Annotated in this window: 13 protein-coding genes and 1 pseudogene; 2 read left to right on the plus strand and 12 right to left on the minus strand. The window is 34.2% G+C overall.

The features are described from left to right. Nucleotides 1-20: 20 nt before the first annotated feature. Complete coding sequence (locus tag HMPREF0389_RS05085) at nt 21-1,802, minus strand: ABC transporter ATP-binding protein (protein ID WP_014262299.1); 1,782 nt, start codon at nt 1,800-1,802, stop codon at nt 21-23. Between the two features lie 554 nt (nt 1,803-2,356). Beyond that, nucleotides 2,357-2,527: a DUF362 domain-containing protein gene (locus HMPREF0389_RS05090; protein ID WP_014262300.1), complete on the minus strand. Its 171-nt coding sequence runs from the start codon at nt 2,525-2,527 to the stop codon at nt 2,357-2,359. Between the two features lie 1,176 nt (nt 2,528-3,703). On the opposite strand from HMPREF0389_RS05090, the gene HMPREF0389_RS05095 reads away from it, so the two are divergent. Beyond that, entirely contained in the window at nt 3,704-4,975 is a 1,272-nt protein-coding gene (locus tag HMPREF0389_RS05095; protein ID WP_014262301.1) for a Glu/Leu/Phe/Val family dehydrogenase, read from the plus strand. Nucleotides 4,976-5,117: 142 nt separating this feature from the next. Here HMPREF0389_RS05095 and clpX read toward each other — a convergent pair. The 5 genes and pseudogenes from clpX to HMPREF0389_RS05120 all read right to left on the minus strand — a co-directional run bounded on the left by clpX (nt 5,118) and on the right by HMPREF0389_RS05120 (nt 10,273). Further along, nucleotides 5,118-6,393: pseudogene (clpX, locus tag HMPREF0389_RS05100) on the minus strand (ATP-dependent Clp protease ATP-binding subunit ClpX). A gap of 18 nt (nt 6,394-6,411) precedes the next feature. Next, a complete protein-coding gene (gene clpP / locus HMPREF0389_RS05105) occupies nt 6,412-6,996 on the minus strand; it encodes an ATP-dependent Clp endopeptidase proteolytic subunit ClpP (RefSeq protein WP_041250971.1) in 585 nt (194 codons plus the stop codon). 175 nt (nt 6,997-7,171) lie between these two features. Continuing rightward, entirely contained in the window at nt 7,172-8,452 is a 1,281-nt protein-coding gene (gene tig, locus HMPREF0389_RS05110) for a trigger factor (protein ID WP_014262600.1), read from the minus strand. A 226-nt stretch (nt 8,453-8,678) separates the two neighbouring features. Beyond that, a complete protein-coding gene (locus HMPREF0389_RS05115; protein ID WP_049770186.1) occupies nt 8,679-9,761 on the minus strand; it encodes an IS30 family transposase in 1,083 nt (360 codons plus the stop codon). 71 nt (nt 9,762-9,832) lie between these two features. Beyond that, nucleotides 9,833-10,273 (minus strand): Maf family protein, encoded by a 441-nt coding sequence (locus HMPREF0389_RS05120; RefSeq protein WP_014262601.1) that lies wholly within the window; start codon nt 10,271-10,273, stop codon nt 9,833-9,835. 328 nt (nt 10,274-10,601) lie between these two features. Between HMPREF0389_RS05120 and HMPREF0389_RS05125 the strand changes: the two genes are divergently transcribed. Next, entirely contained in the window at nt 10,602-11,021 is a 420-nt protein-coding gene (locus tag HMPREF0389_RS05125) for a S1 RNA-binding domain-containing protein (RefSeq protein WP_014262602.1), read from the plus strand. Nucleotides 11,022-11,259: 238 nt separating this feature from the next. Here HMPREF0389_RS05125 and HMPREF0389_RS05130 read toward each other — a convergent pair whose 3' ends face one another. The 5 genes from HMPREF0389_RS05130 to HMPREF0389_RS05150 form a co-directional block, all read right to left on the minus strand. Continuing rightward, on the minus strand, nt 11,260-13,284 hold the full coding sequence (locus tag HMPREF0389_RS05130) for a sodium-translocating pyrophosphatase (RefSeq protein ID WP_014262603.1): 2,025 nt from the start codon (nt 13,282-13,284) through the stop codon (nt 11,260-11,262). A gap of 16 nt (nt 13,285-13,300) precedes the next feature. Next, complete coding sequence (gene secG / locus HMPREF0389_RS05135; RefSeq protein ID WP_014262604.1) at nt 13,301-13,528, minus strand: preprotein translocase subunit SecG; 228 nt, start codon at nt 13,526-13,528, stop codon at nt 13,301-13,303. Nucleotides 13,529-13,740: 212 nt separating this feature from the next. Continuing rightward, nucleotides 13,741-15,033, minus strand: a complete 1,293-nt coding sequence (gene eno / locus HMPREF0389_RS05140) for a phosphopyruvate hydratase (RefSeq protein WP_014262605.1) — start codon at nt 15,031-15,033, stop codon at nt 13,741-13,743. Between the two features lie 72 nt (nt 15,034-15,105). Then, the gene (tpiA, locus tag HMPREF0389_RS05145) at nt 15,106-15,855 is read right to left on the minus strand and encodes a triose-phosphate isomerase (RefSeq protein ID WP_014262606.1); all 750 of its coding nucleotides are present in this window, start codon (nt 15,853-15,855) and stop codon (nt 15,106-15,108) included. 12 nt (nt 15,856-15,867) lie between these two features. Then, nucleotides 15,868-17,058 carry a phosphoglycerate kinase gene (locus tag HMPREF0389_RS05150; protein ID WP_014262607.1) on the minus strand — a complete coding sequence of 397 codons (1,191 nt, stop codon included), beginning with the start codon at nt 17,056-17,058 and terminating at the stop codon, nt 15,868-15,870. Nucleotides 17,059-17,204 lie beyond the last annotated feature (146 nt).

Consider the following 17,204-nt stretch of genomic DNA (forward strand, 5'->3'; position numbering starts at 1 on the left):
TTTTGCTCCTCTTTTCGTTCCTATTCTTTATCTTCAAAATATCCACTGCCATACATTTCATAAAGGGAATAATATTTTCCTTTTCGCTCCATCAATTCCTTGTGACTTCCGCTCTCTTCAATACCGTTTTCAGTCAGCACCAATATGGTATCGGCATTTTGAATGGTTGTCAATCGATGAGCAATGGTAAATGTCGTTCTTCCTTTTGATAACTCCACCAAAGAATGCTGCACAATTCGTTCACTTTCATTATCCAATGCAGAAGTTGCCTCATCCAAAATCAAAATTGGAGGATTTTTCAAAAATACACGTGCAATACTAATTCTTTGTTTTTGTCCACCGGATAATTTAACGCCTCGTTCTCCTACATAGGTATTATATCCGTTCTCCAAACCCATAATAAACTCATGTGCTCCCGCTTTTTTTGCAGCACTTACAATTTCTTCGTCGGAAGCTCCTACTTTACCATACTCAATATTCTCTCTTACTGTTCCCGAAAATAAATACACATCCTGTTGTACTACACCGATTTGATTTCGAAGCGATTTTTGAGTAATTTTTCTGATATCTACACCATCCAACAAAATGTGGCCTTCACTTACCTCATAAAACCTTGGAATCAAATTGCACAGAGTTGTCTTTCCACCACCGGACGGACCAACCAATGCAATCTTTTGTTCCGGTCGGATGTGCAAATCAATGTTCGATAACACCATTTTGTCATGATCCGGATACTGAAAACTCACATGATCAAACAAAATATCTCCTGTTGCTCCGGTGATTTCAACTGCATCGTCATCATCTTGAATTTCTACTTCTTCATCCATCACTTCAATGAATCGTTCAATCCCGGTCATTCCTCTTTGAAATTGTTCCGCAAATTCGACAATTCTTTTAATCGCAGACAACAACATCGCTACATACAACATATACGCAACCATATCTCCTGCCGTAATCTCTCGTTGTATCATAAAATACGAAGAACACAACAGTACTGTCACATACATCAAGCCATCAAAAAATTGTGTAACCCCTTTGAATCCCGCCATATAATAGTATTGAAATTTTTTGATATGAAACAATCCGGAATTTCCTTCTTCAAATTTCTCTTTTTCAATCTCTTCATTTGCAAAAGAACGAACAACCTTAACACCGAGCAAGCTATCTTCCAACTGCGCGTTCAAATCTCCAATCTGCTCTCTTGAACGTTTGAATGCCAACCTCATTCTTTTTCTAAAATACATTGTTGCAACAAGCATCAACGGAATAACCGAAAATACAATTACTGTCAACAAAACATTGATCCGACATAAAATCAGGAAGGATACCAATATTTTTACTCCGGCAATAAAAAATTCTTCCGGACAATGATGCGCAAATTCTGTGATTTCAAACAAATCACTTGTAATTCTTCCCATAATCTGTCCAATCTTCGTATTATCAAAATAATTGAATGATAATTCTTGAAGATGAGAAAATAAATCTCTCCTCATATCTGTTTCAATCTTTGCTCCCATAATATGTCCAACCGAAGCCATATAATAATTCGCAGCGGTATCCACCAGCCTCAATATAAAATAAATCACACACATTTTTATGACAAAACTCATTGTCAAAGCCTGAAAATCAAACATCGCTTTGTTTGTAATATTTCTAACCATTAACGGAAATACAATTTCACATACCGTTGTAAATGAAGCACAAATCAAATCTATCGCCAAAATAGAATAATACTTTCTAAAATATGGTAAAAATCTTGTAATTAACTCTGATGTTTTGATTTTATCCTGATATTGTTCCATAATAATCTCCTCTCTAAATTCTTATTTTTATATAGTAACTTTTTATTTGCTACCTTCATTATATCTTAGTATATCATTATCTTTTTTTACTTTACCCACTCATATTTTTATTTGATTCAAAAAAATATTGGAGCATGAACTCGCCATTCCCTCTACTTTCACATCATACCCATTTATTCTATGTACCTTTAATACTTAGGTTCATTTTGTGATATTTTTCATTCAAAAAACCCTGAATTTACCAAACAACGATACATCTTTGAACTTTATTCTATCACTTCGCCTACTTTCTTTTCAAGAATATTATTTATACATCATATACAAAATATCAATATTGTAATAAACAGTGAGATAACCTGCTAATCACACTAATAATTTTTTGTCACTCTTCATCGTATTTTTAAATCATTAAACCGCTACACACATTGTTTTTACAATATATATAGCGGTTTTTATCAACACTTTTTGTCCTATAGTTCTATTTTTTACACAAAAAAAATGAGACGTCCCCACGTCTCACTTTAATAGCTAAGTTAATTTTTTAATCAAACAGACTATTCTGCTTTTGGTGCACCTACAGGACAAACTCCCGCACAAGCTCCACAATCAATGCAAGCTGATGCATCAATAATATATTGTGTATCTCCTTGAGAAATTGCTCCTACAGGACATTCTCCTTCACAAGCTCCACATCCAATGCAACTATCAGAAATTTTATAAGCCATGATACTTCCTCCTTATTCTCATTTAATAATATCTTTTCGACAAATATAGTATATCAAACCTTGTTTTAAAAGTAAAGCTTTTTTGAAAAATTTTTTTCAATTACTCAAAAAACATATTTTTTGTAAATCTTTTTCTTTGTTTCTTATTCTTTTTTAAATCAGTATTATATGTGGAATTCCAATACATTTTATCTTTTTTTATGTTTCGAACTCAAAATATTTTTCTTCCTCTCTATCAATATTTTGTTATCATTTGATATCGTAATTTTTCCTTTTCTAAAATAAGAATCTTCAAAAAAATCCCCTTTGCCATATTCTCATTCTCATTAAAATATATTTTGTTTATTTTAAAAATCTTTCGGTTCCTATTATGGTTTTAAAACAGTTTCATGTTTATAAATTATTCATCATAATATCTGTCTAATTCTTACCCATACGATATCCCTATATTAATTAAGAATATTGTTCTTATATGATATCTTTTATGTCTTTCCAAACAATTTATGAATCAGAATCATTATATTTTAAATGAAGATATCTTCTGCACAAAATGAGATGATTTTATAGTTCCAATCTATTTAGTTGTTACTACGTTAATAGATTACAAATAAAACCTCCGAAATATATCATCTAATGTGCGGCAATTTTCATAGACATTTATTATCATATCAATCAACTTCGATACTGCCGGAACTGTTTATGCAAAATAGCACAAAACGATTCTGACAAAAAATAGTCATACTTACTATCACTATGACTATCGTATTTCAAAATTGTATTGCTTAAGTACTATAAATTTTGAATTATATTCCATGATAACATTTATAGAAAAATATTTTTCTGCTACAAAATCAGAAACTTTTCTTGTGTTTTTTTGAAATTAATAATAGCCAGAGATAGTTATTTTTTAATCTTTCCTAAAATATTTGTTTTCCTTACAAATTTTCCTAAAATAATTCCTAATATATCAGTTGCATTCTTCTTTGTTATGATATATAATTGTTTTGTTGGTTTGACATGAATATGTCAAACACATTGTTCGCAATTGGATTTCTTTCATATGCTGTTAAGCTAGTATAAAACCGATATCCATGGCTTTTACATACCAAATAGCTTCATACATATGAAAAATGCTATTGCACTATACTATATTATAATTTAAGGAGCGTGTTAAAAATGGCTGAAACATTAAACCCTTTTTTGAATGCACAAAAACAAGTTAAAAATGCTTGTGACAAACTAGGTTTAGAACCTGATGTATACGAATTATTAAAAGAACCTCAAAGAATGATTGAAGTATCTATTCCTGTAAGAATGGATGACGGAAGCTTGAAAATCTTCAAAGGATATCGTTCTGCTCACAACTCTGCTGTAGGTCCTTGCAAAGGTGGAGTTCGTTTCCATCAAGATGTTAACCCTGACGAAGTAAAAGCACTTTCTATCTGGATGACATTCAAAGGCGGAGTATTAGGACTTCCATATGGTGGAGGTAAAGGTGGAGTTACATGTAACCCAAGAGAATTATCTGCTAAAGAATTAGAACAAATCTCTAGAGGATGGGTACGTGGATTACACAAATACCTAGGCGAAAAAATTGACATTCCTGCTCCTGACGTAAATACAAACGGACAAATCATGTCTTGGATGGTTGACGAATATGTTAAACTAAATGGAGAAGAAATGAGCATTGGTGTTATCACAGGTAAACCGGTTGCTTTCGGTGGATCTTTAGGAAGAAACGAAGCTACAGGATTTGGAGTTTCTATCATCGTAAGAGAATCTGCTAAAAAATTCGGAATCGATATCAAAGGCGCTAAAGTAGCTGTTCAAGGTTTCGGTAACGTTGGTAAATTTACAGTTAAAAACATCCAAAAACAAGGAGCTAAAATCGTAGCTCTTGCAGAATTTGACTTTGTAAAAACAATGCAACCATATGCTATCTACAATGAAGATGGTCTTGATTTTGCTGATATGGCTGCTTATGTTGCAGATCACAAAGTTCTTTGCGATTATCCAAAAGCTAAAAAAATCACAATGGATGAATTCTGGGCATTAAATACAGATATCTTCGTACCGGCTGCTATGGAAAATGTTCTTACAGCTGAAACAGTAGGTAAATTAAACTGCAAACTTGTTTGTGAAGCTGCTAACGGTCCAACAACTCCAGAAGGAGACGTTGCATTGAAAGAAAAAAATATTCCATTGGTTCCAGACATCTTAACTAACTCCGGTGGAGTTTTGGTTTCTTACTTTGAATGGGTCCAAAACAGATATGGATACTACTGGACAGAACAAGAAGTAGAAGAAAGACAAGAACAATCTATGGTTAAAGCTTTCAACGCTATGTGGGAAGTAAAAGAACAATATGATGTAACACCTCGTGAAGCTACTTACATGTATGCTATCAAACAAATCGCTGAAGCAATGAAATTAAGAGGATGGTACTAAAATAAAGTTCTTTGTGAACTTTTGATAAAAAGACAGATACTTAAGTATCTGTCTTTTTTTGTCCTATAACCCTATTTTGTATACAAAGAAAAAACACTGTGCCTACCAATTTCTAAAAGTAGGTACAGTGTTTTTTACGGTACTATGCTGTCTCTATTTCACTTTGATCTGTCATATCTTTTTTTAACACAACAATCGGTTTTGCTTTTTTTGTCACACAGTCTTCCTGAATAAATAACTTTTCCAATATCTTCTCTTGATGGAATCTCATACATAATATCTATCATAATATTTTCCAAAATGCTACGCAATCCTCTTGCACCTATTTTTCGATCAATTGCTTGCTTTGCAATAGCAATCAGTGCGTCTTCTTCTACTTCCAATTCTACTCCGTCTAATTCAAACAATTTTTTATATTGTTTTAAGAGTGCATTTTTCGGTTCTGTCAAAATTCGAATCAAAGCTTGTTCATCCAAGTTTTGCAACGCTACTACAACCGGAACACGGCTGACAAACTCAGGAATCAAACCATATTTCAACAGGTCTTGAGACTCTACCTTTTCATAGAATGATATATTGCTATCCGGTGTTTTTTTCTGATTTTTAGCACCGAACCCCATCGTTCTTTCCCCTTGACGTTTCTTTACAATTTCTTCCAATCCGTCAAATGCACCACCTAATATGAATAGAATATTTGTAGTATCTATTTGTAGAAAATCTTGATGCGGATGCTTTCTTCCTCCTTGTGGTGGTACATTCGCTTTGGTAGATTCCAAAATTTTCAGTAAGGCTTGTTGTACTCCTTCTCCGGATACATCTCGTGTCAAGGATGGATTATCTGTTTTCCGAGCAATTTTATCAATTTCATCAATGTAAATAATTCCTTTTTCCGCCTTCTCAATATCAAAATTTGCTGCCTGAATCAATTTTAATAGAATATTCTCTACATCTTCTCCCACATACCCTGCTTCTGTCAATGCTGTAGCATCGGCAATTGCAAAAGGTACATGTAAAATTTTAGCTAATGTTTGTGCTAAAAGTGTTTTTCCGGAACCGGTCGGTCCAATCATAATGACATTTGATTTTTGTAATTCGACTTCCTTGCTGTTCTTTGGAGTTGGCACGGCATTATAAATTCGTTTGTAATGGTTATACACCGCTACAGCTAAGGTTTTTTTTGCATTTTCTTGTCCAATAACATATTCATCCAAAATTGCTTTGATTTCTTCCGGCTTCAACAATCCGGTTGTTTCTTCTGTTACTGTTTGTCCAAATTCTTCATCAATAATATCTTGACATAATTTCACACATTCATCACAAATATAGATATCCGGACCGGCAATCAATCTTTTTACTTGATTGTGATTCTTCCCGCAAAAGGAACATCTGTACTCTTTGTTTTCATCATTTCTTGACATCTATTTATCCCTCTTTTCCTATAGATTTTTTTCGATAACTTTATCAATCAAACCATATTCTTTTGCCTCTTCTGCGCTCATAAAGTTATCTCTTTCTGTATCATTTTTTATTGTTTCGAGATTTTGTCCTGTTCTTTCTGCTAAAATGATATTTAATTTATCTTTCATTTTCAAAATTCTCTCTGCTTGAATTTGAATATCTGTTGCCTGCCCCTGTGCGCCGCCAAGTGGTTGATGAATCATCACTTCTGCATTCGGCAATGCATATCTTTTCCCTTTTTCTCCTGCAGCAAGCAAAAACGCTCCCATGGAAGCTGCCATTCCAATACAAATAGTACAAACATCACATTTGATATATTGCATCGTATCAAAAATTGCCATTCCGGATGTGATAGATCCTCCCGGACTATTGATATAGAACATAATATCTTTGTCAGGATCTTCAGCTTCCAAAAATAACATCTGTGCTACCACCAACGATGATGTTACATCATTTACTTCATCTGACAAAAAAATGATTCTATCTTTTAATAATCTTGAATAAATATCATAACTTCTTTCTCCTCTTCCGCTTTGTTCTACAACAACCGGTACATATGCCATCTTCATTCCATCTCCTTCTGACAATCGCTTATCTGTATTTTTTATCAAGCCTATCTATTTTACCTCTACCCTGTTACATACAGTGTAATTCAACAAAAGGATTTTTTCTATAATTATTACAGAAAAAATCCCCTTTCGTTACAATTCTTCTACAAAACTTTTATAAGCTCTTTGCTTATTTTGCAGATGCAATCAACAAGTCAATTGTTTTTTGAATACGAATATTATCTTTCAATACTTCGACATCTGTTCTTCCTACTAATTCTTTGACTTTTTCTACTTCCATTTTGTATTGTTCTGCCATCTTTGTATATTCTTTTTCTAAGTCTTCGTCACTTACTTCAATATTTTCCGCTTTGCTGATTTCATCTAACACCAAACTGTTACGAACTTTTCTTTCTGCATCCGGTCTCATTTGACCTTTCAAATCCATCATATTTGATTTGGTATATTTGAAATAATCTTCCAATTGAAGCCCTTGATATTGTAGATTTTGACCAAACTCATGAGCCATGCTCTCTACTTCATTTTCTATCATAACATCCGGAACTTCTACTGTACTTGCCTCTACTGCTTTGTCGATGATTGCATTACGATATGCTGTTTCAGCACCTGCTTTTTTCGTTTCATACAATTTTGCACGAATATCTGCTTTTAATTCTTCCAAAATTTCAAATTCACTAATATCCATTACAAAATCATCATCTAATTCCGGTAATTCTTTTTCTTTAATTTCATGTAATTTAACAGTAAACACTGCATCTTTTCCTTGTAGGTCTTCAGAATGATATTGTTCAGGGAATGTTACATTGATATCCTTTACTTCTTCTAAATTCATTCCCACAATTTGTGCTTCAAATCCTTCGATGAAAGAGTTAGAGCCTAATACTAGGGTATATCCTTCTCCTTTTCCTCCATCAAATGCCACGCCATCCACTTTTCCCTGAAAGTCGATTACAACGGTATCTCCGTCTTTTGCAGGGCGATCCTCAATAGCAACCATTCTTGCATTTTGTTCTCTCTTGATTTCTAAATCTTGATTCACTTCTTCATCTGTTACTTCTACTTCTTCTTTTTCAACTTGAAGTTCTTTGTATTCGCCAAGTGTTACCTCCGGTCTTACATATACTTGTACAGTAACATCGAAATCTTCTCCTGATTGAATCTCTCCCAATTCCTCAATTTCAGGTCTGGACACTACATCTAATTCATGGTCCTTAATTGCTTCGGTAAATATAACAGGGAACACTTCATTCAATGCCTCCTCATAGAATACACCCTCACCGTAGTAGGATTCAACAATTTTGCGTGGAGCTTTTCCTTTTCTGAATCCCGGGATTGCAAATCTTGTTCTATTTTTTTTGAAAACAGTATCAATTGCTTTTGCAAAATCTTCCCCTTTTACTGTCATTTTTAATGTTACTAAACTTTTTTCTTTTTTTAGAATTTCACTCATTTGTTTATTTCCTCCTAGGTTTATCTTAAAATATTTTAATTTTCTTATCAAAATTGATGCTCTTGGTAAGTGACTTGTTCCATCTCATCAAAATTAACTTCGTTTCTCTATATTTTCCATACACAACCCAGTTTACCATTCTACAAGCATACTAACCAAATAAGTATACCATAGTTTCTGATTTTTTTACATTATTTTTTTATTTCTTTTCCAACTTTTCTAAAGCTTAAATTGCAATATCAAATTGAACTAATTCCTCATTATCATCTAAAAGTCCTAAGTTATTTAGTTCTTCTATAAAAACTTCTATAGGAGTGCGGTAATTTAGGATTTTTCTTGGCAAATTGTTCATCCAATTCATTATCTTTATATAGTGTTCTTCTTCATAATCATTTAATGATTTTCCTTTCGGTAGAAATCTTCTGATTAGGCTATTGTGCTTTTCATTTGTTCCTCTTTCCTGGGGATTATTGGGATGACAGTAATAGATGTTTCCTATATATGTTTTTTCAAGTTCACATAATTTCGCAAACTCTAAGCCGTTATCACTTGTTATGCTTCTAAATATTTTTTGTGGTTCCTTCAATCTGTTCAATGTGTTCTTTAATGTTTCATTTACTATGGATGCTTTTCTTCTGTTTAATTTTAAGATTAGTTCCATTCGACTTTTTCTTTCTGTTATGGTTATTAATGATGCTTCTTCTTTGTTTTTCTTTGGTATTACTGTATCTATTTCCCAATTTCCAAATGTTTTTCTTGTTTCTATTTCTTGCGGTCTTTCTTCTATACTTTTTCCAAGTTTTCTTTTGTTTTCTTTTACTCGTTTTTTAGCCGGTTTTCTTTTCACTCTTAAGGGCAAATCAATAGATTTTATTCCTATTAGACCTATATCTACATAATTGTATAATGTCTTGGTGCAGACTCTTTGACCTTCATATAGCTTATTTAACTTTGCATATCCACAAATTGCATCTAACGACCATTTTTCTTCATTAAACTTTTGCTTTACAAAGTCTAAATATTTGCTACATTTCAAGGCTTTAAATTTCTTTTTGCAATTTTTTCGATTCTTCTCATATACTAACTTACCTGTATCCGGATAATATACTTGTACATCATGTATTCCTTTTATTTGAGTTACTGTACCTCTTTTTAACTCATTTCTTATGGTGTTGGATGCTCTACGAAGTTCTTTTGCTATTTTGTATGCTGAATATCCTTTATTATGCAGAAGTTGAATTTGTCCTCTTTCGAAATCGTTTAAATGTTTATTTTTTCTTGAATTTGCTGTAGTATTATTATATTCCATAGTCATCACCTTTGGTTTTTTTGTTTTGTGGTGATTCAATTATACCAAACGTGATTTTCTATGGAATTTTTTTAGTTCATTTTCATTTTACAATTAACCCTTAATTTCTTAAATTTAATTTCACTGATATCATAATCTACAAACTTGATTCCATAGTTCCAACACAATAAAGAAAACCCTGTCAATATATGCTGTGTGTTTCCGCTCAATTTTTTCAACATTTCAAAAGCATCCGATTCATTCTTCGGTTTTCCAAACAATTCTCCGTTACAAACAACAATGGTGTCCGCAGAAATAACTTTTCGAAAAGGATGCTTTTCTGCAACCGCCACCCCTTTCTGAAATGCTAAACTCATGCACATAGAAACAGGAGAAAGAAAGCAATCCTTCTTTTCTTCTATCTCTTCCGTGATAATCTCATAAGACACACCATGTTTGGACAATAAATCTTTTCTTCTGGGAGAATTGGATGCTAAAACCCACTTTTCTTTTATCACATCTTCTATTTTCATTGTTAATCTCAATCTTTCTTTTTATTTTATATTGTTATCTTCTAAATCATTTTTCTTTATTGTACTCTCAATTCTATGCATTCGGCTATTATGCCTTTTCTCACATGCTCACTGAGTTACCGACTAATAACCTTTGCTCTGTACCTTACATTCACTGAACAACAATATTATATCATAAATTCTGTTCAAAATTCATATCATTGAAGAATAAACTTCCCAAAAAATTTTTCACTCACAACAATTATTTGATTTTTATACCAAAAGTTTTCTACTTTAAGAATTTTTGTGATATAATCATTATAATAATCATAAAATAGGGAGTGTATATATGGCAAATCAATTTAGTGTCGGCAACATTGTAGAAGGAAAAATTTCTCAAATCAAACCTTTCGGAGCATTTGTTCAATTAGATGCAACTACAAGAGGATTGGTGCATATTTCACAGGTATCACATAACTTTGTTAAGGATATCAATGAAGTTATTTCTGTAGGAGACGAAGTAAAAGTAAAAATATTGTCTATCGAAGAAGACGGAAAAAAGATTTCTCTTTCCATAAAACAAGCGATTCCTTTTGAAAAGAAAGAAGCTACCAAAAGACAAGAGTTCCATAAAACAGAAGAACCTTCTCCATCCATTGATTTGTTTTCTCCTAACAAAGGGAACGGTCATTTAGAAGATTTATTAAAAGAATTTACACGTCAATCAAATGAAAGACATGCAGATATCAACAAGCGATTAAAAAGATAATAGTTCAACAGTATGTATAGCAAAGATTTTGAATCAAAAATCTTTGCTTTTTTTGTCCTATAGGCCCTATTTTATCAGAAAGCTATGAATCTTTTTTTGTTGCACTCAGATTATAAATTCAAGACATTAAAAAATACCTCCCGGAGGTTCATCTGATTTTAATGTATCAGCTTTCCCTCTTTGGAGGTATTTTACTTTTAACTTTATGATTTTATAAAAATTCTAGTATCAACTAATTCTAATAACCCATGTATTGCAACAAAATTCCGCCAAATTGCAAGAAGAATGGTGCAAATACAAGAGATACAATTGTCATCAGTTTAATCAAGATATTAATAGACGGTCCTGAAGTATCTTTGAAAGGATCTCCTACGGTATCTCCTACTACAGCTGCTTTATGAGCATCTGATCCTTTTCCACCATGTGCTCCACCTTCAATATATTTTTTTGCATTATCCCATGCTCCACCGGCATTTGACATCATTACAGCCATCAACACTCCTGAAACAAGAGAACCACCTAACAATCCACCTAATGCTTCTGTTCCTAACAATAATCCAACTACTAAAGGAGATAATACAGCCAACAGACCTGGAACAATCATTTGTTTCAATGATGCTGTTGTAGAAATATCAACACATTTTGCATAGTCAGGTTTTTCTGTTCCTTGCATAATACCGGGTTTTTCTTTAAATTGTCTACGAACTTCTTCAATCATATCGAATGCAGCATTTCCTACTGCTTCCATTGTAATCGCAGAGAATAAAAATGGCAACATTCCACCAATAAACATTCCTACAATTACTTCAGGTTTTAAGATAGAGATAGAATCAATTCCAACTGCTGCTGTATAAGATACAAACAATGAAAGTGCAGCCAATGCTGCAGAACCGATTGCAAATCCTTTTCCGATAGCTGCTGTTGTATTACCGACAGAATCTAACTTATCAGTGATATTTCTTACACCTTCAGGTAATTCACACATTTCTGCAATTCCACCTGCATTATCCGCAATTGGACCATACGCATCTACAGCGATTGTCATACCAGCAGTTGCCAACATACCGATAGATGCCAATGAAATACCGTATACTCCACCTACCATGAATGCTACCAAAATTGCAACAGAAATCAAAATAATTGGTGCTAACGTAGATGCCATACCTACAGAAAGACCGGAAATAATTGTTGTAGCAGAACCTGTTTCAGATTGCTCAGCAATTTTCTTAACATATTTATGAGAGTCTGAAGTGTAAATTTCAGTAACTTGTCCAATTAATGTTCCAACTACTAAACCTACAACTACTGCTCCGACACCTCTCAAGTCTCCAAGCATTGCTTTTGATAAAAAGAAAGATGCAACAACTGTAATTCCACCGGCTACATAAGTACCCATATTCAAAGCTTTTTGAGGATCTGTATCTTCTCCCCCACGAACAAAGAATGTTCCGATGATAGAAGCTAAAATCCCTACTCCTGATACTGCAAGTGGGAAAACTACTCCCATCACACCATAATCAGTTGCAATCAATCCTAATGTAATCGCTGCAATGATAGATCCTACATAAGATTCAAATAAGTCAGCTCCCATACCTGCTACGTCCCCAACATTATCTCCAACGTTATCTGCGATAACAGCAGGATTACGAGGGTCATCTTCAGGAATTCCCGCTTCAACTTTACCAACTAAGTCTGCACCAACATCGGCAGCTTTTGTGTAGATTCCTCCACCAACACGTCCGAATAATGCTAAAGAAGAAGCTCCAAGTCCAAACCCTGTAATGATGTTTACTACTTCTTCAGGATCAATATTCATTGATGTTAGAATGATATAAAGAGCACTTACTCCTAATATTCCCAAACCAACTACGCACATTCCCATTACCGCTCCACCGGAGAAAGCAACTGAAAGTGCACCGTTCATACCTTTTTCCCTTGCAGCATTTGCTGTTCTTACGTTCGCTCTTGTTGCAACTTGCATTCCGAAGAATCCTGCAAGTGTAGAAAAAATAGATCCTACAAGAAAGCACACAGCAGTTTGAACATTAATACCTACTGCTAAAATAACAAATAATACCGCAATAAAAATTGCAAGAGTCTTGTACTCTCTTTTTAAGAAAGCCATCGCGCCTTCGTGAATGTAAGAAGAAATTTCTTTCATACGATCATCTCCGGCAGATACTTTATTGATTTTGCTTGATAGGAATGCTGCAAATAGAAGTGCAATCAATCCTATAATAGGATACAAAATCAAATTTTCCATTATTATTCCTCCCTTTTTACTTTTGAAGTGCCAGTAGTACGATTGCAAGTATAATAAATACTACTGCCAATGCCACCGTTATTTTTCTTAACACCGTTTCTTTTCCACGAACTTTATTCCCGGATAATTGCTCTGTTGCTCCACTCATAAAGCCTAACCCTGTATTATTACTTGACTGCAATAAGACAGTAACTATTAGTGTAATACTTACAACGATTTCGAGAAGCATCAATGAATTCTTCACGCTACGTACACCTCCATATCTTATAAAATATACCTACCTATTTTAACATAGGTATATTTGAATTACAAGCCAAAACAATCTATTTTCATAGATAGTAATTATGAAATAGATTTGTTTTATTTCATTTTTTCATCTATACATAAATAGTAGTTCGAGCAAAGACTTTAGCCATCATGGTCCTTGCTCGAACTATCATTCAAAACAAATGAATCCTACTTTTGTTTAATGTTATAGAATGCATTCATGCCCAAATATTGAGAAATTCCTTCTAGTTCTTCTTCAATTCGAATCAATTGATTGTATTTTGCAACACGATCTGTTCTGGAAGGTGCTCCTGTCTTGATTTGTCCGGCATTTGTTGCCACAACCAAATCTGCAATAGTAGTATCTTCCGTTTCTCCGGAACGATGAGACACTACTGCAGTGTAGCCGGCTCTCTTTGCCATTTCAATTGCATCTAATGTTTCTGTAATGGTTCCGATTTGATTTAATTTAATCAAAATAGCATTCGCAATTCCTTTTTCGATTCCTTCTGCTAATTTTTTGGTATTTGTAACAAAAAGGTCATCGCCCACAATTTGAATCTTAGAACCCAAGTGCTCTGTCATTAATTTAAATCCATCCCAGTCATTTTCATCTAATCCGTCTTCAATAGAGATAATTGGATATTTTTCTACTAATTTTTCATAAAAAGCAACCATTTCTTCAGAAGAATATTCTTTTCCTTCGCCTGCAAGCACATATTTCTTTTTCTCTGCATCATAGAAAGATGATGCTGCGGCATCCATTGCAATTTTTACCTCTGTTCCCGGTTGATATCCCGCTTTTTCAATCGCTTCTACAATAGAAGAAAGCGCCTCTTCGTTAGAAGATAAATTCGGTGCAAATCCACCCTCATCCCCTACCGAGGTGTTTAATCCTTTTGATTTTAACACCGATTTCAAAGCATGGAATATTTCTGCTCCCATTCTCAATGCTTCTTTCCAAGAATCCGCTCCAACCGGCATTACCATGAATTCTTGAATATCTACATTGTTATCCGCATGTTGTCCACCGTTTAGGATATTCATCATAGGAACCGGTAATGTTTTTGCATTCACTCCGCCTAAATATTGGTAGAGAGGAAGTCCAAGTTCTTCGGCAGCAGCTCTTGCAACAGCCATAGAAACTCCCAGAATAGCATTAGCACCTAACGTTCCTTTATTTTCCGTTCCATCCAACGCAATCATAAACTCATCAATACCGACTTGATCAAAAACACTCCATCCTTCCAACTTAGGAGCAATCACTTCATTGACATTTTCAACAGCCTTCAAAACACCTTTTCCAAGATAACGGCTCTTATCTCCGTCACGAAGTTCTACCGCCTCATACACTCCTGTGGATGCTCCTGAAGGAACAGCTGCCCTTCCGATTACTCCACTTTCCAAACAAACCTCTACTTCTACAGTTGGATTTCCTCTGGAATCCAAAATTTCTCTTGCATATACTTCTGTTATAAACATCGTTATTTTCCTCCCTAATGATAGTAATATAGAAACTAAGTCCATACGAAATACTTAATATCTCATTATGTTTTACTTATGATAGTTTACCAACTCTGCAAAAGAATCTACCTTTAATGCAGCTCCACCTACCAAAGCACCATCGATATCTGATTGTACCATAATCTCTTTGATATTGTTCGGTTTGACAGAACCTCCATATAAAATAGAAATATCCTCTGCCACATCTTGGAACAATTTTCTCAGTTGTTTTCGAATAAACATTGCCATTTCGTTTGCTTGATCGCTCGTAGCGGTTTTTCCTGTTCCGATAGCCCATATCGGTTCATAAGCTACGACAACACCTTTTGCTTGTTCGAAAGAAAGATTGGCTAATCCTTCTTTTATCTGTGTTGCAATCACATCATTCATCTTTCTAGATTCTCTCTCTTCCAATGTTTCTCCGACACATAAAATCGGAGTCATCTTAGAAGATAATACCTTTTGTACCTTTTGATTGATAACTTCATTCGTCTCTAAAAAATACTGTCTTCTTTCAGAGTGTCCAAGGATAACATACTCCATATTCAAGTCTTTCAACATAGATGTTGAGATTTCACCGGTATAAGCACCGTTATCATACTGTGACACATTTTGAGCGCCTAATTTAATTGCAGTGTTCTTAGAAGCAATACTCAATCTTTCCAACGAAATGAACGGTGCACAAACCACACACTCTACTTCTTTATCCAACTCTTCTTTTTTTAGTTCTTCTATAAATTCTACCGATTCGGAAACCGTCTTATTCATCTTCCAGTTTCCTGCAATAATCACTTTTCTCATAATATGTTCTCCTTAGCGATCACTAATAGCATCAATTCCCGGTAATACTTTACCTTCCAAAAATTCTAACGATGCTCCGCCACCTGTGGAAATATGTGTAATACTATCTGCATAACCCAACTTTTCAACAGCTGCGGCAGAATCTCCTCCACCTACAATCGTTACAGCATCAAGATGAGATAGTATTTCTGCAACTGCCTTTGTTCCGACTGCATATTTATCCATTTCAAATACTCCCATCGGTCCGTTCCAAACAACAGTCTTTGCATTTTTTAATACTGCTTCGAATTCCTGAATGGTCTTATCTCCTATATCAAGTCCCATATATCCATCAGGAATATTAGCATCATCTGTAATAAAAGATTCTGTCGCATCACTAAACTCTGTAGTCACATGGTAATCTAAAGGTAATATCAAACGCACCCGTTTTTCCTTCGCTCTTTCTAAAAGTGATGCAGCAACTTCTACCTTGTCTTCTTCCACTTTCGATATTCCAACTTTTGTTCCGATTGCTTTCGCAAAAGTAAATGCCATTGCTCCTCCGATAACCAAAGTATCTACTTTATCCAAAAGATTTTCAATAACGGAAATTTTATCAGAAACTTTTGAACCTCCCAAAATTGCTACAAAAGGTCTATCAGGATTTGCCAATGCTTTTCCCATAACGGATACTTCTTTTTCAATCAAAAATCCCATTGCAGATGGCAAAAATTGTGCTACTCCCGCAGTAGAAGAATGGGCTCTGTGAGCTGTTCCAAATGCATCATTCACATATAAATCAGCCAAAGATGCCAACGCTTTTGCAAATTCAAGATCATTTTTTGTCTCTCCTTTGACAAAACGAACATTTTCAAGGAGGATGACGTCTCCCTTTTTCATATTGGAAACCAATTCTTTTGCATGTTCTCCAACTACATTTTCATCTTCTGCCAACGGCACCTCTTTCTTCAAAAGCTCTGACAATCTTTTTGCAATCGGTTTCATAGAGAATGTCGGATCATATTTCTTATCCGGTCTTCCCAAATGTGACATCAAAATAACTTTTGCATCATGTTCTGTTAAGTACGTAATTGTTTCTAATGCAGATATAATTCTTCTGTCATCTGTAATTGCTCCATCTTTCATCGGAACGTTAAAATCACATCTGACAAGAACTTTTTTATCAGCTACTTCCAAATCATAAACTCTTTTTTTATTTAACATTGACAATGTTATTCCTCCTTAAACACATAGTTAGAGCCTATACAAAATCGTTGCATAGGCTCTTCTATGTGAGCATTCTTTTTCTCATAAAGAAATAGTTCGGCAACCATTTATCTTTCTGTCATCTATATGAATTTTGCCACTTT

This window comes from Filifactor alocis ATCC 35896 (assembly GCF_000163895.2).
GTDB lineage: Bacteria > Bacillota > Clostridia > Peptostreptococcales > Filifactoraceae > Filifactor > Filifactor alocis.

Bases quoted from the DNA above. Each gene is read 5' to 3' on its own strand.
- eno (WP_014262605.1), bottom strand. From the start codon at position 15,033: ATGTTTATAACAGAAGTATATGCAAGAGAAATTTTGGATTCCAGAGGA.
- HMPREF0389_RS05115 (WP_049770186.1), bottom strand. From the start codon at position 9,761: ATGGAATATAATAATACTACAGCAAATTCAAGAAAAAATAAACATTTA.
- clpP (WP_041250971.1), bottom strand. From the start codon at position 6,996: ATGGCATATGTACCGGTTGTTGTAGAACAAAGCGGAAGAGGAGAAAGA.
- HMPREF0389_RS05130 (WP_014262603.1), bottom strand. From the start codon at position 13,284: ATGGAAAATTTGATTTTGTATCCTATTATAGGATTGATTGCACTTCTA.
- HMPREF0389_RS05125 (WP_014262602.1), top strand. From the start codon at position 10,602: ATGGCAAATCAATTTAGTGTCGGCAACATTGTAGAAGGAAAAATTTCT.
- tig (WP_014262600.1), bottom strand. From the start codon at position 8,452: ATGAGTGAAATTCTAAAAAAAGAAAAAAGTTTAGTAACATTAAAAATG.
- HMPREF0389_RS05085 (WP_014262299.1), bottom strand. From the start codon at position 1,802: ATGGAACAATATCAGGATAAAATCAAAACATCAGAGTTAATTACAAGA.
- HMPREF0389_RS05095 (WP_014262301.1), top strand. From the start codon at position 3,704: ATGGCTGAAACATTAAACCCTTTTTTGAATGCACAAAAACAAGTTAAA.
- HMPREF0389_RS05120 (WP_014262601.1), bottom strand. From the start codon at position 10,273: ATGAAAATAGAAGATGTGATAAAAGAAAAGTGGGTTTTAGCATCCAAT.
- HMPREF0389_RS05090 (WP_014262300.1), bottom strand. From the start codon at position 2,527: ATGGCTTATAAAATTTCTGATAGTTGCATTGGATGTGGAGCTTGTGAA.
- tpiA (WP_014262606.1), bottom strand. From the start codon at position 15,855: ATGAGAAAAGTGATTATTGCAGGAAACTGGAAGATGAATAAGACGGTT.
- HMPREF0389_RS05150 (WP_014262607.1), bottom strand. From the start codon at position 17,058: ATGTTAAATAAAAAAAGAGTTTATGATTTGGAAGTAGCTGATAAAAAA.